The organism is Pseudooceanicola batsensis HTCC2597, from assembly GCF_000152725.1.
Lineage (GTDB): Bacteria > Pseudomonadota > Alphaproteobacteria > Rhodobacterales > Rhodobacteraceae > Pseudooceanicola > Pseudooceanicola batsensis.
The window spans coordinates 206,420-228,957 of the sequence record NZ_AAMO01000008.1; the positions used below are offsets into that span (position 1 = coordinate 206,420).

Here is a 22,538-nt window from a genome sequence, read left to right on the forward strand (position 1 = left end):
GAGGTACGCACCTCAAAATTATGTTGCCATGAGGCACGTGCCTCATCTAGCGTTGCGGCAGGGATGAGTCGTGGCGGAGGAGCCGCGGCCGAACATGGGAGGACATTCCAGATGAAAATGCGCGGACTAATGCTGTCGGCCGCGGCCGGGGCGCTGATCGGGGGCGCTCAGGGCGCGGTGGCGGACGAGCTGACACTGTGTTGGGCGGCCTGGGATCCGGCCAATGCGCTCGTTGAGCTGTCGAAGGATTTCGAGGCCGAGTCGGGCCACACGATGTCGTTCGAATTCGTGCCGTGGCCGAACTTTGCCGACCGGATGCTGAACGAGCTCAACTCGGGCGGTCAGCTCTGCGACCTGATGATCGGCGACAGCCAGTGGATCGGCGGCGCGGCGGAAAGCGGCCACTACATCAAGATGAACGACTTCTTCGAGGAGCAGGGCATCACGATGGATGATTTCCTGCCCGCGACCGTGACCGGCTATGCCGAATGGCCCAAGGGGACGCCGAACTACTGGGCGCTGCCCGCCTACGCCGACGTGGTGGGCTGGACCTACCGCAAGGACTGGTTCGAACGTGAGGACGTCCGGGCGGATTTCCAAGAGGAATACGGCCGCGAGCTGACGGTGCCCGAGACCCAGGCCGAGCTGATGGAGGTGGCCAAGTTCTTCCAGGGCCGCGAGATCGACGGCCGCACCGTCTATGGCGCCGCGATCTATACCGAGCGCGGATCCGAGGGGATCACCATGGGCGTGACGAACACGCTCTACAACTACGGGTTCGAGTACGACAATCCGGACCAGCCCTATGACCTGGCGGGCTATGTCAATTCGCCCGAAGCGGTCGAGGGGCTGGAGTTCTACAAGGAGCTCTATGACTGCTGCACGCCGCCGGGCTCGTCCGACTGGTACATGTCCGAGAACATCGACGCCTACAAGTCGGGGCAGGTGGCGCTCCAGATGAACTTTGCCTTCATCTGGCCGGGGGTCGAGGCCGATCCGAACGTTGGCGGCGGCAAGTCCGGCTATTTCGCCAACCCCGAAGGGCCGGGCGGGCATTTCGCGCAGCTTGGCGGGCAGGGGATTTCGGTCGTGTCCTATTCCGACAGCCAGGACGCGGCGCTGGAATACATCAAGTGGTTCGCCCAGCCCGAGATCCAGCAGCGCTGGTGGGACATGGGCGGTGCCTCGGCGATGAAGTCGGTGGTCGAGGCGCCGGGCTTCGCGGACAGCCAGCCCTATGCGCAGACCTTCCTCGATTCCATGGCGATCGTGAAGGACTTCTGGGCCGAGCCGGCCTATGCCTCGCTGCTGCTGGCGATGCAGGACCGCGTGCACGACTACGTGATTGCCGGCAACGGCACCGCGAAGGAGGCGCTGGACGCGCTGGTCGAGGACTGGACCGAGGTCTTCGAGGACGAAGGCAAGCTCTGATCCGCACCGGGCGCGCCGCCGCGCGCCCGCCATCCACCCCTGCGCGGAGCGGGACGCGATCCGCCGCTCCGCGCCAACCGAAAACGACCCGAGGCAAGGCACATGTCCAACTCAGCGATAGAGCGCGCCGCAGCGGCCACGCCGCCGGGTGTGGCCCGGAAGATCCGCGGCCTCTCGGACCGGGCCATCGCCTGGATCTTCGTCGGCCCGTCGATTTTCCTGCTGCTGGCGGTGAACATCTTTCCGCTGATCTGGACGATCCGGCTGAGTTTCACCAACTACCGCGTCAACCGTCCCAATGCCGAGGTCCAGAACGTGGGCCTGCGCAATTACGAGCGTATCCTGACCGATACCGACATCTGGGAGACGATGCAGGCCACGGCGCATTTCCTGTTCTGGACGATCGCCCTGCAGGTGCTGTTCGGCTTCGCCCTGGCCTGGCTGATCAACAAGAAGTTCCGCGGCGACAACTTCTGGACCACGGTGATCGTGCTGCCGATGATGCTGTCGCCCGCGGTGGTCGGCAATTTCTGGACCTTCCTCTATCAGCCGCAGATCGGTCTGTTCAATTACGTGGTGGGGTTCCTGTCGGGCGCCGATCCGTCGAGCTTTTCGATGATCGGTGAGGTCTCTCTCGCGCCCTGGGCCATCGTCATCGTGGACACCTGGATGTGGACGCCCTTCGTGATGCTGATATGCCTCGCCGGGCTGCGATCCATCCCGACCTCGATCTACGAGGCGGCGGAATGCGACCGCGCCTCGCCCTGGCGGCAGTTCTGGACGATCACCGTCCCGATGGTGCTGCCCTTCCTGATGCTGGCGGTGCTGTTCCGGGGGATCGAGAATTTCAAGATGTTCGACCTGGTGGTGCAGCTGACCGGCGGGGGGCCGGGATCGACCACCGAGCTCACCTCGATCAACCTCAAGCGCGAGGCCTTCGAGAAGTGGCGCACGGGCTATGCCTCGGCCTATGCGATCATCCTCTTCGTGACGGTCTTCGGGCTCGCCTCGATCTACGTGAAGGCGCTGAACAAGGTTAAGGAAAGATGAGTGATTTCTCCGTCACCGCCGCGGTTGCTCCGGGCCTGACCCGGGGCCCCGCCGCCGATGCCCCCGCCGTCGGGCTAGGGGTCCCGGATCAGGTCCGGGACACGCGCCGCGCCCCGGGCATGCCCCGGGGCCTCCCGGTGCCGTCCTTCACCACCTCGACCCCGGAGGCACGGGCATGAGCGATTTCTCCGTCACCGCGGCCTCGCGCCCGCAGAAGTGGATCGCCGGGATCCTCGTGATCGGCTATGCGCTGATCACCATCCTGCCGCTGCTGTGGATCATCGCCACCGGGTTCAAGTCGCCCTCGGACGCCATCGCCTATCCACCCAAGATCGTGTTCGAGCCGACGCTCGAGGGCTATGTGAACCTCTTCACCACGCGTACCCGGCAGACGGCGGAATTCCTGGCCGAGAACCCGCCGCAGACCTGGTACGAGGCCATCGTGGCGAAATACGACATGACCATCGTCGGCCCCTCGCGGTTCGGCGAGCGGTTCATGAACTCGGTCATCATCGGCTTCGGATCGACCTTCCTGTCGGTCTTCCTCGGGACCCTGGCGGCCTACGCCTTCTCGCGCTTCCGCATCCCGCTGAAAGACGATCTGATGTTCTTCATCCTCAGCACGCGGATGATGCCGCCGATCGCCGTGGCGATCCCGATCTTCCTGATGTTCCGCTCGCTCGGCCTGTCCGACACCCATGCCGGGATGATCATGCTCTATACCGCGGTGAACCTGTCGCTCTCGGTCTGGCTGCTGAAGGGGTTCATCGACGAGATCCCCCGCGAATACGAGGAGGCGGCGCTGATCGACGGCTATACCCGGTTCCAGGCCTTCACCAAGGTGGTGCTGCCCCAGGCGGCCACGGGCATCGCCTCGACCGCGATCTTCTGCCTGATTTTCGCCTGGAACGAGTATGCCTTCGCCGTGCTGCTGACCTCGGGCACCGCGCAGACCGCGCCGCCCTTCATCCCGACGATCATCGGCGTGGGCGGGCAGGACTGGCCGGCCGTCGCGGCCGGGGCCACGATCTTCCTGCTGCCGGTCGTCGTCTTCACCATCCTGCTGCGCAAGCACCTGCTGCGCGGGATCACGTTCGGAGCCGTCCGCAAATGACCCATTCGCCCTTCGATCCCGACGAGAGCCTGACCGAGACGCAGAAACGCCGCGAACGCGCCGGCGTGCCGCGGCCGGAGGTCGAGGACACCCGCGGCGAGCCGTCTCCCGGCTACCGCGCGCATCCCGCCGCCCGCATCTTCGTGCGCGGCCCGTGGGAGATGGCGGCCTCGATCCTGATCGGGCTGGGCGTGGTGATGATGATGCAGCCCTGGGTGATGGTGGCCTTCACCTGGTCCTTCCTCGTGACGCTGACGGGAACGGTGATGTTCCTGATCGTCAGCCATTTTCCGGAGTAGGCCATGGCCCAGATACGGATCGAGAACCTGCGCAAGGACTTTGGCGACTTCAACGCCGTCAAGTCCTCGACCTTCACCATCGAGGACGGAGAGTTCTTCATGCTGCTCGGCCCCTCGGGCTGCGGCAAGACCACGACGCTGCGGATGATGGCGGGGCTGGAGCTGCCGACCAGCGGCGAGATCTACATCGACGGCGAAGAGGTGGGGGGGCGCCGCGCGAGCGAACGGGACATCGCCTTCGTCTTCCAGATGTTCGCGCTCTACCCGCACATGAACGTGCGCCGGAACATCGCCTATCCGCTGCGCAGCCAGGGCGTGTCGCGGACCGAGACGAAACGCAAGGTCGAGGAGATCGCCCGTCTGCTGGGCATCGAGGACATCCTCGACACGCCGGTAGGCGGGCTTTCGGGCGGGGACCGGCAGCGGGTCGCGCTCGGCCGGGCCATCGTGCGCGAGCCGAAGGCCTTCTTCATGGACGAGCCGCTCGGCGCGCTGGACGCCGAGTTCCGCGAGCACATGGCCGAGGAGCTGCGCGCCCTGCACGACCGGATGGGCGCGACGACGGTCTACGTCACCCACGACCAGCTGGAAGCGATGCAGATGGGCGACAAGATCGTCGTGATGAACCATGGCGTGGTCGAGCAGTTCGGCGTGCCGCAGGATCTCTACGACTGGCCCGCCTCGCTTTTCGTGGCGGGGTTCCTCGGCTCGCCGCCGATGAACGTGCTGCAGTTCGACGGCGCGGTGAGCGAGGGCGCGGGCGCGCTCGAACTGGGGGGCACCTCGGTCACGATGCCGGTGACGCGCGAGGGCGCGCGCGGGCGTCTCGCGCTCGGGGTGCGGCCGGAGCATGTGCATCTCGACAGCGACTCCGGCTATCGCGGGCGGGTGATCGCGACGGAGTACCTGGGCACCACGCAGATCGTCACGCTGGCGGCCGAACATGGCGAGGTCAAGGCGCGCATCCCTTCGGACATCCGCGTGGCCGAGGGCGAGACTGCCGGCCTGCGCTTCGACGCGCGCAAGGTGTCCGTCTTCGACGTCGAGACGTCCCGCGCGCTGCGTTCTGCCGGGAACGAGGAGGTGCTGAACCATGGCTGAGGTGACCCTGCACAACATCACCAAGCGGTTCGGCGCGACCACGGCGCTGGACGGGGTCAGCATGACCGTGCCGGACGGCAGTTTCGTGGTCCTGCTGGGGCCGACGGGCGCGGGCAAGACCACGACGCTGCGCCTGATCTCGGGGCTGGACCGGCCGGAATCGGGCGAGATCGCCATCGGCGGGCGCCCGGTGGCCGATCTGACGCCGGCGCAGCGCAACGTGGCCATGGTGTTCCAGCAGTACTCGCTCTACCCCCACATGACAGTGCGCGAGAACCTGGCCTTTCCGCTGAAATCCCCCATCCTGCGCACGCCGGCCGACGAGATCGACCGCCGCATCGGCCGGGTGGCCGAGATGCTGCAGATCTCGCACAAGCTGGACAACAAGGCGACGGCGCTGTCGGGCGGCGAGATGCAGCGCGTCTCGATCGGGCGGGCGCTGGTGCGCGATCCGCAGGTCTTCCTGATGGACGAGCCGCTGAGTTCGCTCGACGCCAAGCTGCGCTCGGATCTGCGGGTCGAGCTCAAGTCGATCCAGCAGGAGGCGCGGGCGACCTTCCTCTATGTCACCCACGACCAGGTCGAGGCGATGACCATGGCCAGCCACGTGGGCGTGCTGGAAAAGGGCCGGCTGGTGCAGTTCGGCACCCCGCGCGAGGTCTACGAGGACCCGGTCAGCATCCATGCCGCCGGACGCCTGGGCCTGCCGCGCATCAACATCGTTCCCGCCGACCTCTTCGGCCCCGCGCCCGAAGGCGTGGAATGGATCGGCCTGCGACCCGAACAGATCCGGCAGGGCGAGGGGCCGCAGGCCGAGGTGGTCCGGGTCGAACATCTGGGCGACCAGACGCGCCTGCACCTGTCCTTCCGCAACCACGACCTGGTCACGGTGACCGATGCCCATACCGAGCTTCGGGCGGGCCAGATGCTTTCGATCCGTCCCGAGAACCCATTCTATTTCGACGCCTCCGGCGCACGCACCCATCGAGGGAGATGACGATGACCCTGTTCATGAACAGCAAGGAAGACCTCGTGAACCAGGCCGTGGACGGGATGATCGCCTGCTCCGGCGGGCGGCTGGCGCGGCTGGACGGCTATCCGCACATCCGCGCCGTGGTGCGCGCGGACTGGGACCGGAGCAAGGTGGCGCTGGTCTCGGGCGGCGGGTCGGGGCACGAGCCCTCGCACGCCGGGTTCCTCGGGCCGGGGATGCTGACGGCGGCGATCTGCGGCGACGTCTTCGCCTCGCCCTCGGTCGATGCGGTGCTGGCGGGGATCCTGGCGGTGACGGGGCCGGCGGGCTGCCTGCTGATCGTCAAGAACTATACCGGCGACCGCCTGAACTTCGGTCTGGCGGCCGAGCGCGCGCGGGCCTTCGGGCTGAACGTCAGCATGGTGGTGGTCGATGACGACGTGGCGCTGCCCGATCTGCCGCAGGCGCGGGGTGTGGCGGGCACGCTCTTCGTTCACAAGATCGCCGGGGCGGTCGCCGAGGGGGGGGCCGATCTGGCCGCGGTGACGGCGGCGGCGGAGAAGGCGATCGGGCGCATCCGTTCGATCGGCATGTCGCTCGATACCTGTTCGGTGCCCGGCGCCCCCAAGGACGACCGGATCCCCGAGGGCAAGGCCGAACTGGGTCTCGGCATCCATGGCGAGGCCGGGGTCGAGCAGGTGGATTACGTCGATGCCCGCACCGCCGTCGCCATGATGGCCGAGAAACTGTCGAGCCTGATGCCCGCCGGCACGAAACATGTCGCCCTGCTGAACAACCTCGGCGGTGCCTCGGTGCTGGAAATGCAGGTGCTGGCGCACGAGCTGGCGCGCTCGTCCATCGCGGACCGGCTGGGCTGGGTCGTGGGCCCGGCCTCGATGATGACCTCGCTCGAGATGCACGGCTTCTCGATTTCGGTCTTCCCGGCCGAGGAGGAGGAGTTGGCCGCGCTGCAGGCCGCCACGCCCGTCGCGGCCTGGCCGGGGGTGAACGCGCTGACGCCGGTGGAGGTCCGGGAACTGCCCGACGGGCTGCGGCCGATCCAGCCGCTGCCGTCGGATCATCCTGCCACGCGCGACTTCCTGACCCGCTGCTGCGAGATCCTGATCGCGGCCGAGGCGGATCTGAACGCGCTCGACGCCCGCACCGGCGACGGCGATACGGGCACCACGCTTGCCACCGCGGCGCGGGCGCTGATCCAGGCGATGGACCGGCTGCCGCTGGCCGATCACACCCAGCTGTGCCGAGCCATCGGGCAGGAGCTGAGCCAGACCATGGGCGGCTCGTCGGGCGTCCTTTTGGCGATCTTCTTCGCCGCCGCCGGGGACGCGGCCTCGAGCGGAGTGCCGATGCGCGAGGCCCTGCGCACCGGGCTGGACCGGATGCAGGAGGTCGGCGGCGCCGAACTGGGCGACCGGACGATGGTGGACGCGCTGCACCCGGCGCTGACCGCGCTGGACGAGGGCGGGATCGACAGGGCGGCGAAGGTCGCGCGCGAGGGCGCGGATGCGACCGGACAGATGCTGCGCGCCAAGGCGGGGCGGGCGACCTACATCAACCCCGAGCAGCTGAGCGGCCAGAACGATCCCGGCGCCGAGGCGGTGGCCCGGCTGTTCGAGCAGCTGTCGGCGGGGGCGGACCAGCCCGCGACCACCTGATCTGTCCCGGGCGCCGCGACTGCGCCCCGGTGCGGGTTCCCCGCCGGCCGGGGGCGGATGACCCGGGCGCAGGGTTGCCGCACGGGGGCTGTCACGAGTATGGTCGATCGGCTTGCGATACCTTTTCGGAATGGCGCCGATGGAGCTGCGGAGACTGAAATATTTTCTCGCCGTCGCGGACGAACTGCATTTCGGCCGGGCGGCCTCGCGGCTCGGCATCGCGCAGCCGCCGCTCAGCCGGCAGATCGCCGCGCTGGAGGCCGATATCGGCGCGCGGCTCTTCGACCGGAGCCGGAGCCAGATCCGTCTGACGCAGGCGGGCGGGGTTCTGGAAGGCCATGCGCGGCAACTCGTCGATCGTCTTGAGTCGGCCTACAAGGAGACCCGCCTTGTCGGGGCAGGGGGGGCGGGGCGGCTGAGGGTCGCCTTCGTCGGCTCGGCGTCGCACGGGGTACTGCCCAGCCTGATCAAGTCCTACCGCTCGCATTATCCGGATGTCGAGCTGGCCCTGTCGGCCATGAACAACGCCGCGCTGCATTCGGCGCTGGTGCAGCGCGAGATCGACATCGCCGTCGCGCGCCCCGAGCTGAAGGACGAGGAGTTGCGGCGTGAACCGCTGGAGCGCGAACCCCTGATCCTCGCCGTGCCGGACAATTCCGACCTGGCCACACGGGCAACGATCCGGTTCGCCGACCTGGGGGACCAGGCCTTCGTGCTCTATCCCCGCCGCCCGCGGCCGAGCTATGCGGACTTTGTCCTCGACCTGTGCCGGCAGGCGGATTTCGAGCCCGCCGCGCTGGAACTCGCGCAGGATTACCAGACGGCCATCGCGCTGGTGTCCGTGGGGGTGGGCATCTCGGTCGTGCCGGAAAGCGTCTCGCGGACGACCCGCCCCGGCGTGTTCTTCCGGTCCTACGAGGGGCCGAACCCCGGGACCGGGCTGACGATCCATGCGCGGCGCGACAACCAGTCGAGGCAGGTGCTTCAGTTCCTCGAGGTCGCGCAGCGGTTCGTGCGCGGACGGTAGAGGTCAGGCCTTGCGGGTGGCGTCGCGCAGCACGTCCCTGTCGACGGCGATCCCGAGGCCCGGGCCGGAGGGCATGAGGATGTGAAAATCCTCGTAGACGAGGCCGGCCGAGGTCAGGTCTGTCTTGAGGATCCGCGGGCCGAAATGTTCGCAGCCCCATTCGAGCGTCGGCAGGGTCGAGAAGACGGCCATGTGCGCCGCCGCCCCGATGCCGCTTTCGAGAAGGCAGCCGCCGTAGAGTTCCATCCCGAAGGCGCCGGCGATCCCGGCGGCGCGCTTCAGTTCCTGCAATCCGCCGGATTTGACCAGCTTGAGGGAATAGACGCTGCCCGAGGCCGCCGTGGCGTTCTGAACCAGCTCCTGGTTCGTGAACGCGGCTTCGTCGGTCATGATCGGGATCGCGCTGCGGGCGGCGATGCGGGCGGTGGCGGCCAGCTGGCCTGGGTGGAGCGGCTGCTCGATCAGCGCGACCCCGAGCTCGGCCAGTTCGGGCAGATAGCGGATGGCGGTCGCCTCGGACCAGCCCTGGTTCACGTCGACGACCATCTCGGTGCCGTCGGGCATCGCGGACATGATCCTGCGCAGGCGCACCATGTCCTCGGCGGGGCTGTGGAACCCCAGCTTGATCTTGAACCGCCGGTGTTCCCGGGCGGCGAGCTTGGCGCGCGCCTCTTCGATCTCCTGCTCGGCATCGCCGGAGGCCAGCGCCCAGAGAACCTCGGTCCGGTCGCGGACCTGCCCGCCGAGGAACGCGGCCGCGGGCAGATCGAGCGTCTTGCCCGCCGCATCGTAGAGCGCGGATTCGACCGCGGCACGGGCCGAGCTGTTGCGGCTGACCGCCTTCTTCATCCGCATCGCGTTCGCTTCGAAGGCGAGCGCGGGCTGGCCGATCAGCACCGGCGCGATGTAGGTGTCGATATTGGCGCGGATCGCCTCGACGCTTTCCTCGGACCAGCGCGGGCCGCCCAGGGTCGAGGCCTCGCCGTATCCGACCGCGCCCGAGGCCAGCTTGGCCTCGACGATGACGTAGGATTGATGCGTGATCTCGGTGTTCGACAGCTTGTGCCGGCGCGTCGTGATGCAATCGACGATGCGGGTCTCGATGGCGTCGATCCGCGTGTCGCGCTGTGCGTCCTTGGCAATCTCGATGACGGCTGCCGTCGGGGGCGTGGGCATTCGGGATATCCTTTCGCGCGGGGGCCGGGGCCTGCCGCGCCGGGGGGCATGTCGGGCGCATGCGGAGAGACCCCGCATGCGCCGGTGTCGCGTTACTCGGCGGCCATCGCGACGGCTTCGTCGGCGAGGGTGAAGTCGAACCGGACATAGAGGTCGGTGCCCATCTCTTCGGTCGCCTTCGAGAAGTCGCCGATCAGGTCTTCCTTGACCGCGAAGACCGCGTCGTTGTCGAGGTAGTCGGACGAGGCATCGTAGAGTTGCGAGACCAGCGTGCGGTAGCCGGGCTTGGTGATCATCACGTGGATGTGGCCGGGGCGCATGGTGTGGTGACCCATGTAGGAGATCATCTCGCCCGCGGTCCAGTCGGACGGGATGGGGTAGGGCACGGGCCGGATCGCGCGGTAGCAGTAATAGCCGTTCTCGTCGGTCTCGAACCGGCCGCGCAGGTTGTATTCCGGCTGCTCGGGATCGTGGTTCTCGTAGAGGCCGTTCGGCGCGTCCTCCCAGACGTCGAGCACCGCCTGCGCCACCGGCTTGCCGTCGGCATCCTTGACATAGCCGTCGATGAAGACGGTTTCCTCGTTGTCGAAGTGCTTCTGGACGATCGAGGCGCCCTGCGGCAGCACCGGCGCGTTCTCGCGGAAGAAGGGGCCGAGCACCGTGCCGGTCGTCTCGCCGTTGGGCGTGGGGTTCGAGAGCATGTCGACCAGAACCTCGACGCCGAGGATGTCGGAGAGCAGGATGAATTCCTGCCGCTTGTCGGAACAGACGGCACCGGCGCGGGCGAGGAAATCGCAGGCCTTCATGAACTCGTCGCTGCTCAGGTTCACTTCCTTGCAGAACGCGTGCAGGTGACGGACCAGCGCGGTCATGACCTCCTTCTGGCGGGCGGGCACGTCGTTCGACGCGCCGATCGAGTCGACGACGACGTCGGTGACATTGTCTATGGTAACGTTACGCATGGGGCTTCTCCTCCTCAGGTGGGGCGTTCGCGGCGGCGTTTTCGCCGGGCCCCGTCTTGGTCCGCCGGAGAGTGCACCGCCGAACGGTCTTCAGGAAGCCGTGCGGGGGGTATTGCGCGATACCCGAAAGGTTTCACGGTGCCGTCTTGCGGTGCGTTAAGGTATTGGCGAAGACCGGGAGGCGCGCGGGCCGCGCGGCGCATCGGGACGAGGAGGTCACGCGATGATGGAACGAATGAGGCGTATCCAGGCGATGCTGGATGCCGCGCCGCACCTGCACCGGCTGGGGGCGCTGTTTTCGGAGACGGTGCTGATCAAGGTGGACGGAGACGAGTTCTACCTGGTCTTCGACAAGGGCCGGATCGACCGGGTGGTCGAGGGGCCGTCGAAGAAGACGCCCTACCGCTTCGGTTTCATCACCGACGGCGCGGCGCTGGAGGAATTCTGGACCGCGACCCCCGCGCCCGGCCTTCACGACATCTTTGCCATGGTCAAGATCGGACGGGCCGAGATCGTCGGCGACATGCTTCTGCTCGTCCGGAACCTGCGGTTCTTCAAAGAGGTGCTGGCGTTGCCGCGCGCGCGCCGGGAGGCAGTGGAATGAGTATCGAGCAGATCACCGGACGCTATGTGACCGTCGAGGCGGCGGGGCGTCGCCAGCGCATCTATTTCGAGGAGGCCGGGCAGGGGCGGCCGGTTCTCTGCCTGCACACGGCGGGATCGGACACGCGCCAGTGGCGCCACATCCTGAACGATCCCGAGATCACCCGGGGCAATCGCATCATCGCCTTCGACATGCCCTGGCACGGCAAGAGCCTGCCGCCCGAGGGGTTCATGACGGAGGAATATCTGCTGACGACCGAGGCCTACATGGAAACGGTGCTGGCCGTGGTGCGCGGGCTGGGCCTTGACCGTCCGGTTCTGGCGGGGGTGTCGATGGGCGGGCGGATCGCTTTGCAGCTTGCCGTGCACCATCCCGACGCCTTCTCGGGGTTTCTTGCCATAGAGGCCAGCGATTTCCAGCCCGCCTGGTACGACATCGACTGGTTCCAGCGTCCCGACGCCCATGGCGGAGAGATGGGGGCAGCGCTGGTCTCGACCAACATCTCGCCCCATGCCCCCGAGGCCGAACGGGCGAACACGCTGTGGATGTTCATGCAGTCGGGGCCGGGCGTCTTCCGCGGCGATCTGAGCTTCTACACCCGGGACGACAGCCTCGTGGGGCAGCTTCACCGCATCGATACGGCACGGACCCCGGTGCATTTCATCGTCGGCGCCTATGACTTCACCTGCACGCCCGAGGATGCCCGGCGCACGGCGGACCAGGTGGCGGGGGCGACCCTGGCGGTGATGGACGAGGTCGGCCATTTCCCCATGAGCGAACATCCCGAAGCCTTCCGGCCGTTCTTTGTCGAGGGGCTGGACCGGATGCCGTGACCGCTGCCGGGCCGGGGCGGCGCCATCGCCCCGGCCCGGCCCGGCACGTGTCAGGCCAGTTCGGCGGGGCAGACCAGGTCGTTCACCGCCCCGTCCGTATGGAGCTGGGCGCCGGTCAGGGATTGCAGATCGTCCATCGGGATCGCGGGGATCTTCTCGCGCAGGACGAAGCGGCCCTCTGCGACATCGACGACCGCCAGCGAGGTGTAGATGCGCGTGACGCAGCCCACGCCGGTCAGGGGCATGGTGCAGCTCTCGACCAGCTTGGGGTCGCCCTTCTTGGTGACGTGATCCGTGACCACCGCGATGCGCCGCGCCGACTGCACCAGGTCCATCGCGCCGCCGACGGCGGGAATGCCCCCCTTGCCGGTCGACCAGTTGGCGAGGTCCCCGTTCTGCGCGATCTGGTAGGCCCCCAGGATCGCCACGTCGAGATGCCCGCCCCGCACCATCGCGAAACTGTCGGCATGGTGGAAGAAGGAGGTACCGGGCTTGAGCGTGATCGCCTTTTTCCCGGCGTTGATGAGATCCCAGTCCTCGTTCCCCGGCTCCGGCGCCTTGCCGAAGTCTAGAACTCCGTTCTCGGTGTGGAAGATCGCCTGTTTCCCCTCGGGCTGGAACTGCGCCACCATCTCGGGAAAACCGATGCCGAGGTTCACATAGGCCCCGTCCTCGATGTCCTGAGCGGCACGCCAGGCGATCTGTGCGTTCGAAAGCTTGATCTGGCTGATGTCGATCATGGGTACACGGCCTCCGCCCGGTTCAGTTCTTCTTCCTGCGCGGGGTTGGCGATCTCGACCAGGCGGTTGACGAAGATCCCCGGCGTGATGACGTGTTCGGGGTCGATCCCGCCGAGCGGCACGAGGCGCGAGACCTGCGCGATCGTGGTCGTCGCGGCCATGGCCATGACCGGATTGAAGTTCCGCGCGGCCATCCGGTAGGTCAGGTTGCCGTGGCTGTCGCCCAGCTCGCCCTTGATCAGCGCGACATCCGCCTTGAGCCAGCGTTCCTGCACGTAGGCGCGGCCCTCGAAGATCTCGACCGGCTTGCCCTCGGCCACCTCGGTGCCGTAGGCCGTTGGCGTGTAGAAGGCGGGGATCCCCGCGCCGCCCGCGCGGATGCGCTCGGCCAGGGTGCCCTGGGGCACGATCTCGAGCGCGATGCGGCCGGCCTTGTAGGCCTCGACGAAGACGCTGGGATCGGCCGAGCGGGGGAACGAACAGATCAGCCTGTCGACACGGCCCTGTTCGATCAGCGCGGCCAGGCCGACGTGGCCGTTGCCCGCGTTGTTGTTGACGACGGTCAGGTGCCGGGCCCCCTGGTCGATCAGCGCGTGGATCAGTTCGACCGGCGCGCCCGAGCCGCCGAAGCCGCCGATCATCACCGTCGCCCCGTCCGGGATCTGCGCGACGGCCTCGGCGGCGGTCTGAATGGTCTTGTCCATGTCAGGTCCTCCTTCGGCATCGGGGGTAGGATGCGGGATCGGAGCGGGCCACAGAAATCGTGCGCATATTGACCTTTGTTCAGATTCTGTCATGGCTTGTGCGCATGATGAACAAACCGACCGACCATATCGCTTCGCTGGCCAAGGGCCTGCAGGTCATCGAATGTTTCGGCGCCGAAACACCGCGCCTGACCATCACCGATGTCGCCAGGCGGACGGGGCTGGACCGTGCGACAGCGCGGCGGTGCCTGCTGACGCTGCACCGGCAGGGCTATGCCGAGTTCGACGGCAAGTTCTTCACCGCCACGCCCCGCATCCTGCGGCTGGGAATGGGCGCCCTCGCCGCGCTGCCCCTGCCGCAGCTGGTGCAACCGTGGCTCGACCAGCTGTCGGAGCGGATCGGGGAGTCGACCTCGGTCTCGATCCTAGACGAGACCGAGATCGTCTATCTCGCCCGCGCGGCACAGCGGCGGGTGATGTCGATCGGTCTCATGCCCGGATCGCGGCTGCCGGCCCATTGCACCTCGATGGGCCGGGTGTTGCTGGCCGCGCGTCCCGAGGCCGAGGCGGCGGCGCTTGTCAGGCGGTCCGATCTGTCCCCGCGCACGGCCTACAGCCTCACTGACCCGGACGAGATCATGGAGCGCGTCCACCGCGTCCGGCGCGACGGCTATGCGGTCATCGACCAAGAGGTCGAGATCGGCCTGCGCTCGATCGCGGTGCCGTTGCTGGACGTGCATGGCGAAGTGGTCGCGGCGCTGAACATCGGGCTGGCCGCGACCCAGGCGAGCGCCGGGGAGCTTGTCGACCGCTTTCACGGATCGCTCGTGCGGGTTCAGGCGGGGCTCAGGCGGGTGCTGGCCTGACGGCATGGAAAAGCTGCCCCGGGGGAACCGGGGCGGCCTGATCCCTCGCGGTGAGGCGTGTCAGCTTTCGGGGGCCAGAAGCGGGCGCAGGCGTTCGATCTCGGGGCTGAGGGTCTCGAGGTCCTTCCAGTAGATCGCAGTCGCCGTTTCCCGGAGTTCCGGCCCGGCGTCGAACGAGGCCACCCCGGCGGCCTCCTGCGCGGCCAGTTCGGCCTCGGTCTTCTCGGCGCTCCACTCGACCATCATCTCTTCGAACCAGGCGGTGGTCTCGTCGACGATGCCCTGCTGCTCTTCGGTGAGCGAGTCGTAGGTGTCCTTGTTCATCAGGACGTTGATGATGACGTTGTAGAAGCCCGGATCGACGCGGACCGCTGTCATGTCCATCCAGCCCATGTCGCCGATGCCCCACAGGGCCCAGCCATAGCCGTCGACCGTCTTGCGCTCGAGCGCGGTGAAGATGTCGGGCGCCGGGATCGGGGTGTTGTTCACGCCGAGTTCGTCGAAGATGAGGTTGTAGGTCGTCTGGCCGCGCAGGCGCATGCCGTCGAGATCGCCGAGCTCCTCGATCTCCTTGGTCAGGAAGATGTGAAACGGCACGCCGTCGCCGTAGGTGGTGACATAGGTCACGCCCATCTTGTTCTGCGCGATCTCGTCGAGCGCGGCATAGGCGCCGGTCTCGCGCTGTTCGGCCACCGACAGCGGGGTCAGCGACTGCGCGTCGGCCTCGACCATCTGGCCCTTGTAGTAGGACGGGGGCAGGGCGGCCATGTCGAGCACGCCGTTCGAGACGGCCGTGGCGAGTTCGGTGGCCGGGACGGCCTCGGGTCCGCCGACGATGCGGATCTGGAGCACGCCCTCGCCGATCTCGTTCAGGTGGTCGGCGTACATCTGGAACGGCGCGCCGTAGGTGGTGTGCGGCGGCACGAAGACGCCCGCGCGCAGCGTCAGTTCCTCGGCCGTGGCCGGGGCCGTCAGGGCCATCGCGCCGACCAGGGCGGTGGACATCAGTTTCATGTTCATGTCGTTTCTCCTGTTGGTAATACGGACCCGTTTCCGGGTTTCTGTTGATCGCGGGTTCCGGGTTTCGAACTACGCGAGTTTCTTGAGCCGAACCTCGGGGTCGGCAAGGCTTTCGTCCAGAACGTTGGCCTTGTTCCGCACGAGCGTTTCCAAAAACCGGCGATCCCGTCCGTTGTCGAACAGGACCCCGCCCGCGAGGACGCCGTCGCAGGTCCAGAACAGGCACGAGCCCTTTTCGCCGGGCACGCCGCGCGCCACCTCGCGGGCGGTCTCGGTCCAGTTGCCGACGACCTGCACGTTATGGCCCAGCTGATCGGTCCACATCCACGGGACCTCGGCATGTTCGGCGGCTTCGCCGGCGATGGTGGCGGCGATGGCCTGCGGCTGCCGGTCGGCATTGCGCCAGGTTTCCAGCCGCACGTGGGCGTCGAAATGGGGGTTGAAGCTCTCGGCCACGTCGCCCGCGGCATAGACGTCGGGACAGCCGGGGACGCGGCCGCTCGCATCCGTGAGGATTCCGCCGGCGGGGCCGATCGCCGCCGGGGGCGCAAGCTGCGTGTTGGGAGCCATGCCGATCGCGGCGAGTACCACGTCGGCCTCGAAAGCGCCGCGATCGGTGTGCACGAGATAGCCCTCTCCGGCCTGTTCGACGGACTGAACGGCGATGCCGGTCCGGACATCGGTGCCGTTTTCCCGGTGCCGGCCTGCGAGCCAGTCCGAGGCGGTCGGCGGCAGGATCCGCGCCATGATGCGAGGGCCCGCCTCGAGCACGGTCACCCCGATATCGCGGTCGCGCGCGGCGGCGGCCACCTCGAGCCCGATGACGCCGCCACCGATCACGACGACCCGCTTCGCGGTCTCGAAGGCGCGCGACAGCCGGCCGCAATCGTCCATGTTGCGCAGGCCGATGCAGAGATCGCCGCCCGGGATCGGCAGATCGCGCGAGCGGCCGCCGGTGGCAAGCACGAGCGCAGCGAAGGCGATCGTTCCGCCCGATGCCGTCGTCGCGACCCGGTCGTCATAGTCGATGCGGGTGACGGGATCGCCCAGCCTCAGCTCGACATTCGGCGCGGCGAGGACCTCGTCCGGGCAGAGCGGGTCCGCGTTCTCGGGGTCGAAGGCTTTCAGCAGGTCCTTGCTGAGGGGCGGGCGGTCGTAGGGGGCGTGCGGTTCGTCGCCGGCAAGGATCACCGGCTGCGTGACCCCGTGGCCGATCAGCGCCCGCAGCGTGCGGGCCCCGGCCTGTCCGGCGCCGACGATCAGAATCGGGAGCTGAGCGTGGTCCATCTGGATCTGCCTCTTCGCCTGTTCGGTCGTGAATACGGTATACGGTATACACTAATCCTGTCAACGATGGCGCGCGCCGGCCCGAGGCGACCGGAAAGACGCTTGTTTCCAAGAGGCGAACGGCCCGCGCGACGAGGTGCGCTCGGCGCACGGACAGCCCTGCTCCGCCGTCAGCCCTCAGCCCTCGGCATCGGAAAATTCGAGAAAGGAATCACGGGCCTTGGTCAGCAGGCGGCCCTGGATCTCCGACGCGGCCTCGGCGTCTCCGGCTTCGAGGGCATCGGCCAGTTCGAGCATCCCCTCGGCCGACATGCGCCGCCAGTCCGCCTGGCCCAGGGTGCTGACGCGGACGAAATGGATGGAATCCTCGTACTGCTGGATTGCATCCACCAGCGCCCGGTTGCGGACCTTGCCGAGGATCAGTTCGCGCAAGCGCCCGTGGGACGAGATATAGGCCCCGCTGTCCCGGGAGTCGGCGACCTCCTTACGGATCTTCGCGGCCATCTTCTTCAATTCGCCGGGAGAGGTGTCGCGCACCATCGAGGCGACCGCGTGGGGTTCGAGCAGCAGGCGGATCTCGGTGACGTCGATGACCTGCTGGCGCGACATGCGGGGGAGCCGATAGCCCCGCGCAGCCTGCGACAGGAGACCGTCCTGTTCGAGCATCGCGAGCGCCTCGCGCACCGGGGTACGTGATACGCCGAGTTCATCGGCGAAGGTCCGTTCGTAGAAGCGCGTGTCCTTGTCGAATTCGCCGCTGGTGATCCGTGAACGGAGATTTTCGTAAACCTGCTGGCGCAGGTCGACGGCCCGGACAATCGACTTCGACATCGTGGCTTTCCTCGCAAATCCGCCATTCGCGCCCCCTGAGCGACCGCTGCATGGGGGCGTTCCGGTCATCACCCTCTTGGTATTGGTGGTTTGTCCCCGCAGGTCAACACCCGGAAATTTTGGCTTGCGCGATCCTAAATAGTGTATACGGTATACGCTAAATCAGGAGGACACCATGACAGACAAAGCCAGACTCCACGATCGCTATCCCGAACTGGGTCGGTGCAACCTTCCCGTCGCTCCCTATATCGATCCGTCCTATTGGGAGGCCGAGAAGAAGTATCTTTTCAAGAAGACCTGGCTGCACATCGGCCGTGTGGAGGAGCTTCCCCGGAAGGGGTCCTACATGGTGCGCGACATTGCCGCGCTCGATGCCTCGATCGTCATCGCGCGGGACCGCTCGGGTCAGATCAACGCGTTCCACAACGTCTGTTCGCACCGTCTGAACAAGGTCGCCTACGAACCCTACGGCACGACGCGCAAGTTCTTCTGCAAGTTCCACGGCTGGGCCTACGATCTCGACGGCTCGCTCTCGGGGGTGCCGGACGAAAAGTCCTTCATGGACGGGTTCGACAAGGCCTGTCACGGCCTGTCCAAGGTCTCCTGCGACGTCTGGCAGGGCTTCATCTTCATCAACATGGACCCGGAGCCGGCGCAAACGCTGGCCGAGTTCATGGAGCCGATGTACGGCGGCCTCGACGGCTATCCGTTCGAGAAGTTCACGGCCTGCTACGGCTGGACAGCGGTGGTGGACTGCAACTGGAAGCTGGCGCTCGACGCGTTCCAGGAAACCTATCACGTGGGCTATGTCCACGGGCGGTCCATCGCGGATTCGCTCGAAAAGGACGAAGAGGGCAACCTGCATCCGATCGACGGGCTCTGCGGGGACGTGCATCGCCGGCTGTCGATCGCCGGCAATCCCAACACCGTCTACGGCAACCCGCAGGCCGCCACGAGCGGCGCGACGGAAAGCTCGGTCTCGGGCAGTGCCGACATCGGCAAGCGGATCGCGGGCAAGGCGCTGGCCGCCGGGGCAGGGGGCACCAAGATCGACCTGTCGAAGGTGAAGCTGCCCGAGGCGCTCAACTGGACCAATCACCCGCACTGGGCTTTCGACATCAACGTGGTCTTTCCCGACTTCTACCTGTCGTGCCGTCCCAACTATTTCCAGGCGTACAATTTCCGCCCGATCGCGCACAACAAGACGCTGTTCGAGGCGCGGGTCTATTACCCGGAAATGAAGACCGCGGGGGGACGGTTCTACCAGGAATACATGAAGGTCACGCTGCGCGACGTGCTGCTCGAGGACCTGGGCACGCTCGAAATGACGCAGTCGGCCGCCGAGACCGGCGCCAAGAAAGAGATGGTGATCAACGATTTCGAACTGATGGTCCGCCATCAGGCCGTGGTCGTCGACAGGATCATCAATGATGGCCTCGCCGCAGACGCGGCCGCGCAGGCCGCAGAGTAAGGAGCGATAGAATGGCAGAGCTTCCGCAGAAATTCGCGGCGCTGTCCGAGTGGGACGCATGGTGCCTGGCGACCGAAACCGAGCGCAACGCGCGTCGGGTGAAGAGCAGCTTCGAGGACATCTCGGCCTTCGCGCTGGCGATGGAGCCGCATGTCGAGGAGATCTGCGCCCATATCGACGCGGCGCAGGCCGAGGGCGATCTGGACGCGCCGACCCTGAATCTCTTCTACCTGCTTCTGTCGTTGGCCGAGGTGGCGCCCGCCATCGAAAGCTACGACCCCGAGGTGGAAGTGGTGGACGGCTACGAATCCAAGCTCTTCGCGCCGGAAGAGCGTCACCCGCTCCGCCCGGCGATCTGAGGGCGGCATGGCGAAGTGTCAGATATTCAGTTTCGACAGTGACCTGCGCGAGGTCGTCGAGGACGGTCTCTACATGCAGGCCGTCGTCGGCGAGGCGCTGAGCGTCGGGGTGGTGAATTTCCGCGCCGCGAGGGGTGCGGATATTCCGCCGAAATCCCACGCGCATGGCGAAGAGGTGACGCTGCAGCTGCGCGGCGGCTGCACGGTCAACCTGGGCGAGGACGTGGATGCGCCCGAGGGAGCGGTCGAGCTCGAGGAAGGGGTGGTCATGGTGATGCCCGCAGACCGGTACCATTCCGGTGTCAACCGGTTCGACGACGAAGGGATGTGCCTGCGACTGAACGTGGTGACGCCGCCGCGCGAGGAATACGGCAAGTCCGGGGAGACCAAGGTCTACTATCCCACGGGGGACAAGGCATGAGCGATTGCGTCACCTACACCACCGACATGGGCAGGACACCCTTTGCGGCGGCCGGGGACGAGCTGGCCGTGGACATGCGTTGGGTTTCGGAGCCGATCGGGGCGCATACGGCCGGCGAAGAACTCGTCGCGCTGATCGAGGGGACCGGGCGGCTGACCTGCGACGGCGAGGTTCATGACCTTGCCGGGGGGCAGGGCGTGCTGATCCCCTCCGGGGCCGAACGGTCCTGGCAGTTCGAGGCGCCCGCGCTCCTGTATCGGGTTTTCCTGAAATGAGCGAAACGGCCGCCCTTTCGGAGCGTCTGACGCGGCTCGAGGATCGCGAGGCCATCCGCGACCTCATGCAGCGTTACGCGCGGGCGGCGGATGCCAAGTACGCGCCCGATCTTGCGCGCCTCGATGCAGAAGCGGTGGCCCGCGCGGCGGCGGAACAGGCGGCCTGCTTCGCCGAGGATGCGGAATGGGACGTCGCAGGCTTCGGCGGGCCGCTCAAGGGGCGCGCGGCGATCGGGGCATTCTTCGAGACGAGCCCGTGGGACTATACGCTGCATCACTATGTCTGTCCCGAGATCGGGCTGGACGGCGACACCGCGCAGGTGCGCTGGCGCCTGATCGAACTGGGCTGTCCCGAAAAGACCGACCGTGTCGTCCTCTTGTCCGGCGTGGTCGAGCAGACCTGCCGGCGGACAACCGAAGGGTGGCGCATCGCGTCGATGAGATTTCAAGTGTTGCAGGAGGTCGAGCTCGCGGAGACGCGCGATGCCGTCACCTGTCTCGTACCGAGGAAAGGACAAGCAGCATGACCATGACTGCGACCGCCCAGGCGGAGGCGCCCGCGGGCCGTTTCCCGAGAGCGGAAAACAGATGCCGTGTTGTGTCGAACGACCCGGTCAACGCCGAGTACCGGCTGTTGCTGGTGGAGGCGCCGGCCACCGGTCTCACGGCCTACGCGGGGCAGTTCTTCCACCTGCTGTGTCCGACCACCCACACCGATCAGCCCTTCCTGCGCCGCCCGATGAGCATCTACCGGATCGACCGGGAAAACAGGCGGCTGGGCTTTCTCTACAAGGTCACCGGCAAGGGCACCCGCGCGCTGATGACGCTTGGGCCGGGCGACGAGCTGAACGCCACCGGCCCTCTGGGGGTCGGATTCGACCTGCCGGCCGGAACGCAGCACGTGGCCATGGTGGCACGTGGCGTCGGCCTGGCCACCCTGGCCCCGCTGGCCAGGTTCGCCGCCGAGCGCGGGGCCAGAGTGACGGCCATCCTCTCGGCCCGCGCGCCCGACCTGCTGATGTCGCGCGACGAGCTCGAGGCGGCGGGTGCCGGGGTGATCGAGGTGAACGACCTCGACGGCACCTCGAAACCCGAGGATGTCGCCGACAGGCTGCGCGAGATTCATGCGGAGGTCCCGATTGACTTCATGGCGACCTGCGGCTCAAACCGGCTGTTGGGTCTGACCCGCGGCCTGTGCGCGGAGTGGGGAATCCCCGGCCAGGTGGCCGTCGAGGCCTTCATGGGGTGCGGTCTGGGCATGTGCTTTGCCTGCGTGGTCCCGGTGCGCGACGCCGAGGGCAAAGAGGAAATGAAGCGGGTCTGCTACGACGGCCCGGTGTTCAGCGTCAACGAGGTGACGACATGGTAGACCTTTCCGTGACCGTCGGCGGCGTGCGCATGAAGAACCCGGTCATGCCCGCCTCGGGATCGATCGCCGAGGGCATGGCCGATGTCGTCGATCTGGGCCGGCTCGGGGCGATCGTGCTCAAGACCATCACGCCGGACCTGCGGCAGGGGGTCAAGCCGCCGCGCGTGGTGGAATACACCGATGCGACGCTGTTTTCGATCGGGATCCCGTCAAAGGGACCGGATTACCTGCTGAACCATACGGTGCCGTTCTTCGACAAGTTCGGTCCGCCGGTGATCGCCAGCATCTCGGCCGACACGGTCGAGGATTTCGGCAAGCTCGCCGGTTATATCACCGATCCGCGCATCGCGGCGATCGAGGCCAACATCTCTTGTCCGAACCTGCGCGCCCACGGTCGCGCCTTCGGGATGGATCCGGTCGCCAGCGCCCAGGTGATCACGGCGATGAAGGCCAACACGACCCTGCCGATCTGGGCCAAGCTGACGCCCAACGTGGGCGACATCGCGGAAATGGCGCGCTGCGTCGAAGGGGCCGGGGCCGATGCCGTCATCACGGCCAACGCGATCCTCGGCATGGCGATCGACGCCGAAACCATGACGCCGCGCCTCGGCAACGTGGTCGGCGGTCTGACCGGCCCGGCGGTGAAACCCGTGATCCTGCGCATGGTCAACCAATGCGCCGAGGCGGTGAAGATCCCCGTCATCGGCTGCGGCGGCATCGCGACGGGCGAGGACGTGGTCGAGTACATGCTGGCCGGAGCCTCTGCCGTTCAGATCGGCACGACGAACTTCGTTCATACCTCTGCGATGGAACAGAGCATCGACTGGGTCGCGGATTACTGCACACGGAAGGGCATCGCCCGCGTGTCGGACCTGACGGGGGCGCTCATGCTGCCCGGCGATCAGCCGTCCGAACAGCGCGGCGCGGTGGCATTGTGACGGATGAAGGA

General features: G+C 67.1%; 25 protein-coding genes. 18 read left to right on the forward strand and 7 right to left on the reverse strand.

Annotated features, from left to right (window positions below; genetic code table 11):
* The first annotated feature begins 111 nt into the window (after positions 1 to 111).
* From OB2597_RS02265 to OB2597_RS02305, 8 genes are all read left to right on the forward strand, one after another.
* Positions 112 to 1,431: an ABC transporter substrate-binding protein gene (locus OB2597_RS02265; RefSeq protein WP_009803891.1), complete on the forward strand. Its 1,320-nt coding sequence runs from the start codon at positions 112 to 114 to the stop codon at positions 1,429 to 1,431.
* Between the two features lie 102 nt (positions 1,432 to 1,533).
* Positions 1,534 to 2,481, forward strand: a complete 948-nt coding sequence (locus tag OB2597_RS02270; RefSeq protein WP_009803892.1) for a carbohydrate ABC transporter permease — start codon at positions 1,534 to 1,536, stop codon at positions 2,479 to 2,481.
* A 175-nt stretch (positions 2,482 to 2,656) separates the two neighbouring features.
* Positions 2,657 to 3,595, forward strand: a complete 939-nt coding sequence (locus tag OB2597_RS02280; RefSeq protein ID WP_009803894.1) for a carbohydrate ABC transporter permease — start codon at positions 2,657 to 2,659, stop codon at positions 3,593 to 3,595.
* The gene (locus OB2597_RS22225) at positions 3,592 to 3,894 is read left to right on the forward strand and encodes a hypothetical protein (RefSeq protein WP_009803895.1); all 303 of its coding nucleotides are present in this window, start codon (positions 3,592 to 3,594) and stop codon (positions 3,892 to 3,894) included. Before OB2597_RS02280 ends, OB2597_RS22225 begins: the two co-directional genes overlap by 4 nt.
* 3 nt (positions 3,895 to 3,897) lie before the next feature.
* Positions 3,898 to 4,995, forward strand: coding sequence for an ABC transporter ATP-binding protein (locus tag OB2597_RS02290; RefSeq protein ID WP_009803896.1), 1,098 nt, complete (start codon positions 3,898 to 3,900; stop codon positions 4,993 to 4,995).
* Positions 4,988 to 5,992 (forward strand): ABC transporter ATP-binding protein, encoded by a 1,005-nt coding sequence (locus tag OB2597_RS02295; RefSeq protein ID WP_009803897.1) that lies wholly within the window; start codon positions 4,988 to 4,990, stop codon positions 5,990 to 5,992. The genes OB2597_RS02290 and OB2597_RS02295 overlap by 8 nt, the downstream gene beginning before the upstream one ends.
* 2 nt (positions 5,993 to 5,994) lie before the next feature.
* A complete protein-coding gene (locus OB2597_RS02300; protein ID WP_040608900.1) occupies positions 5,995 to 7,644 on the forward strand; it encodes a dihydroxyacetone kinase subunit DhaK in 1,650 nt (549 codons plus the stop codon).
* 139 nt (positions 7,645 to 7,783) lie between these two features.
* Positions 7,784 to 8,671, forward strand: a complete 888-nt coding sequence (locus OB2597_RS02305; RefSeq protein ID WP_009803899.1) for a LysR substrate-binding domain-containing protein — start codon at positions 7,784 to 7,786, stop codon at positions 8,669 to 8,671.
* 3 nt (positions 8,672 to 8,674) lie between these two features.
* Here the strand turns inward: OB2597_RS02305 and OB2597_RS02310 are convergent, their stop codons facing one another.
* Together OB2597_RS02310 and OB2597_RS02315 are read right to left on the reverse strand one after the other, a co-directional pair.
* Complete coding sequence (locus OB2597_RS02310) at positions 8,675 to 9,847, reverse strand: muconate/chloromuconate family cycloisomerase (RefSeq protein WP_009803900.1); 1,173 nt, start codon at positions 9,845 to 9,847, stop codon at positions 8,675 to 8,677.
* A gap of 92 nt (positions 9,848 to 9,939) precedes the next feature.
* Complete coding sequence (locus OB2597_RS02315) at positions 9,940 to 10,809, reverse strand: intradiol ring-cleavage dioxygenase (protein ID WP_009803901.1); 870 nt, start codon at positions 10,807 to 10,809, stop codon at positions 9,940 to 9,942.
* Between the two features lie 223 nt (positions 10,810 to 11,032).
* On the opposite strand from OB2597_RS02315, the gene OB2597_RS02320 reads away from it, so the two are divergent.
* Together OB2597_RS02320 and OB2597_RS02325 are read left to right on the forward strand one after the other, a co-directional pair.
* Positions 11,033 to 11,413: a hypothetical protein gene (locus OB2597_RS02320; protein WP_009803902.1), complete on the forward strand. Its 381-nt coding sequence runs from the start codon at positions 11,033 to 11,035 to the stop codon at positions 11,411 to 11,413.
* Positions 11,410 to 12,246 (forward strand): alpha/beta fold hydrolase, encoded by an 837-nt coding sequence (locus OB2597_RS02325; protein WP_009803903.1) that lies wholly within the window; start codon positions 11,410 to 11,412, stop codon positions 12,244 to 12,246. Before OB2597_RS02320 ends, OB2597_RS02325 begins: the two co-directional genes overlap by 4 nt.
* A gap of 50 nt (positions 12,247 to 12,296) precedes the next feature.
* Here OB2597_RS02325 and OB2597_RS02330 read toward each other — a convergent pair whose 3' ends face one another.
* Positions 12,297 to 12,986 (reverse strand): 3-oxoacid CoA-transferase subunit B, encoded by a 690-nt coding sequence (locus OB2597_RS02330; protein WP_009803904.1) that lies wholly within the window; start codon positions 12,984 to 12,986, stop codon positions 12,297 to 12,299.
* Positions 12,983 to 13,690 carry a 3-oxoacid CoA-transferase subunit A gene (locus OB2597_RS02335; RefSeq protein WP_009803905.1) on the reverse strand — a complete coding sequence of 236 codons (708 nt, stop codon included), beginning with the start codon at positions 13,688 to 13,690 and terminating at the stop codon, positions 12,983 to 12,985. Before OB2597_RS02335 ends, OB2597_RS02330 begins: the two co-directional genes overlap by 4 nt.
* Before the next feature lie 104 nt (positions 13,691 to 13,794).
* On the opposite strand from OB2597_RS02335, the gene OB2597_RS02340 reads away from it, so the two are divergent.
* Positions 13,795 to 14,556, forward strand: coding sequence for an IclR family transcriptional regulator domain-containing protein (locus tag OB2597_RS02340; protein WP_040608947.1), 762 nt, complete (start codon positions 13,795 to 13,797; stop codon positions 14,554 to 14,556).
* Between the two features lie 60 nt (positions 14,557 to 14,616).
* On the opposite strand, the gene dctP is transcribed toward OB2597_RS02340, so the two are convergent.
* From dctP to OB2597_RS20785, 3 genes are all read right to left on the reverse strand, one after another.
* Complete coding sequence (gene dctP, locus OB2597_RS02345) at positions 14,617 to 15,576, reverse strand: TRAP transporter substrate-binding protein DctP (RefSeq protein ID WP_009803907.1); 960 nt, start codon at positions 15,574 to 15,576, stop codon at positions 14,617 to 14,619.
* 69 nt (positions 15,577 to 15,645) lie between these two features.
* A complete protein-coding gene (locus OB2597_RS02350; RefSeq protein WP_009803908.1) occupies positions 15,646 to 16,863 on the reverse strand; it encodes an NAD(P)/FAD-dependent oxidoreductase in 1,218 nt (405 codons plus the stop codon).
* A 177-nt stretch (positions 16,864 to 17,040) separates the two neighbouring features.
* The gene (locus tag OB2597_RS20785; protein WP_009803909.1) at positions 17,041 to 17,694 is read right to left on the reverse strand and encodes a GntR family transcriptional regulator; all 654 of its coding nucleotides are present in this window, start codon (positions 17,692 to 17,694) and stop codon (positions 17,041 to 17,043) included.
* A gap of 175 nt (positions 17,695 to 17,869) precedes the next feature.
* Between OB2597_RS20785 and OB2597_RS02360 the strand changes: the two genes are divergently transcribed.
* From OB2597_RS02360 to OB2597_RS02390, 7 genes are read left to right on the forward strand one after another with little or no spacing between them, the layout of a single operon-like run.
* On the forward strand, positions 17,870 to 19,165 hold the full coding sequence (locus OB2597_RS02360) for an SRPBCC family protein (RefSeq protein WP_009803910.1): 1,296 nt from the start codon (positions 17,870 to 17,872) through the stop codon (positions 19,163 to 19,165).
* Between the two features lie 11 nt (positions 19,166 to 19,176).
* Positions 19,177 to 19,524 carry a hypothetical protein gene (locus OB2597_RS02365; protein WP_009803911.1) on the forward strand — a complete coding sequence of 116 codons (348 nt, stop codon included), beginning with the start codon at positions 19,177 to 19,179 and terminating at the stop codon, positions 19,522 to 19,524.
* A gap of 7 nt (positions 19,525 to 19,531) precedes the next feature.
* Positions 19,532 to 19,945, forward strand: coding sequence for a cupin domain-containing protein (locus tag OB2597_RS02370; protein WP_009803912.1), 414 nt, complete (start codon positions 19,532 to 19,534; stop codon positions 19,943 to 19,945).
* The gene (locus tag OB2597_RS02375) at positions 19,942 to 20,220 is read left to right on the forward strand and encodes a cupin domain-containing protein (RefSeq protein WP_009803913.1); all 279 of its coding nucleotides are present in this window, start codon (positions 19,942 to 19,944) and stop codon (positions 20,218 to 20,220) included. The genes OB2597_RS02370 and OB2597_RS02375 overlap by 4 nt, the downstream gene beginning before the upstream one ends.
* Positions 20,217 to 20,747 carry a nuclear transport factor 2 family protein gene (locus tag OB2597_RS02380; RefSeq protein ID WP_009803914.1) on the forward strand — a complete coding sequence of 177 codons (531 nt, stop codon included), beginning with the start codon at positions 20,217 to 20,219 and terminating at the stop codon, positions 20,745 to 20,747. Before OB2597_RS02375 ends, OB2597_RS02380 begins: the two co-directional genes overlap by 4 nt.
* Positions 20,744 to 21,589 carry a dihydroorotate dehydrogenase electron transfer subunit gene (locus OB2597_RS02385; protein ID WP_009803915.1) on the forward strand — a complete coding sequence of 282 codons (846 nt, stop codon included), beginning with the start codon at positions 20,744 to 20,746 and terminating at the stop codon, positions 21,587 to 21,589. The genes OB2597_RS02380 and OB2597_RS02385 overlap by 4 nt, the downstream gene beginning before the upstream one ends.
* Positions 21,583 to 22,527 carry a dihydroorotate dehydrogenase gene (locus OB2597_RS02390; RefSeq protein WP_009803916.1) on the forward strand — a complete coding sequence of 315 codons (945 nt, stop codon included), beginning with the start codon at positions 21,583 to 21,585 and terminating at the stop codon, positions 22,525 to 22,527. The genes OB2597_RS02385 and OB2597_RS02390 overlap by 7 nt, the downstream gene beginning before the upstream one ends.
* The last annotated feature ends 11 nt before the right edge of the window (positions 22,528 to 22,538 follow it).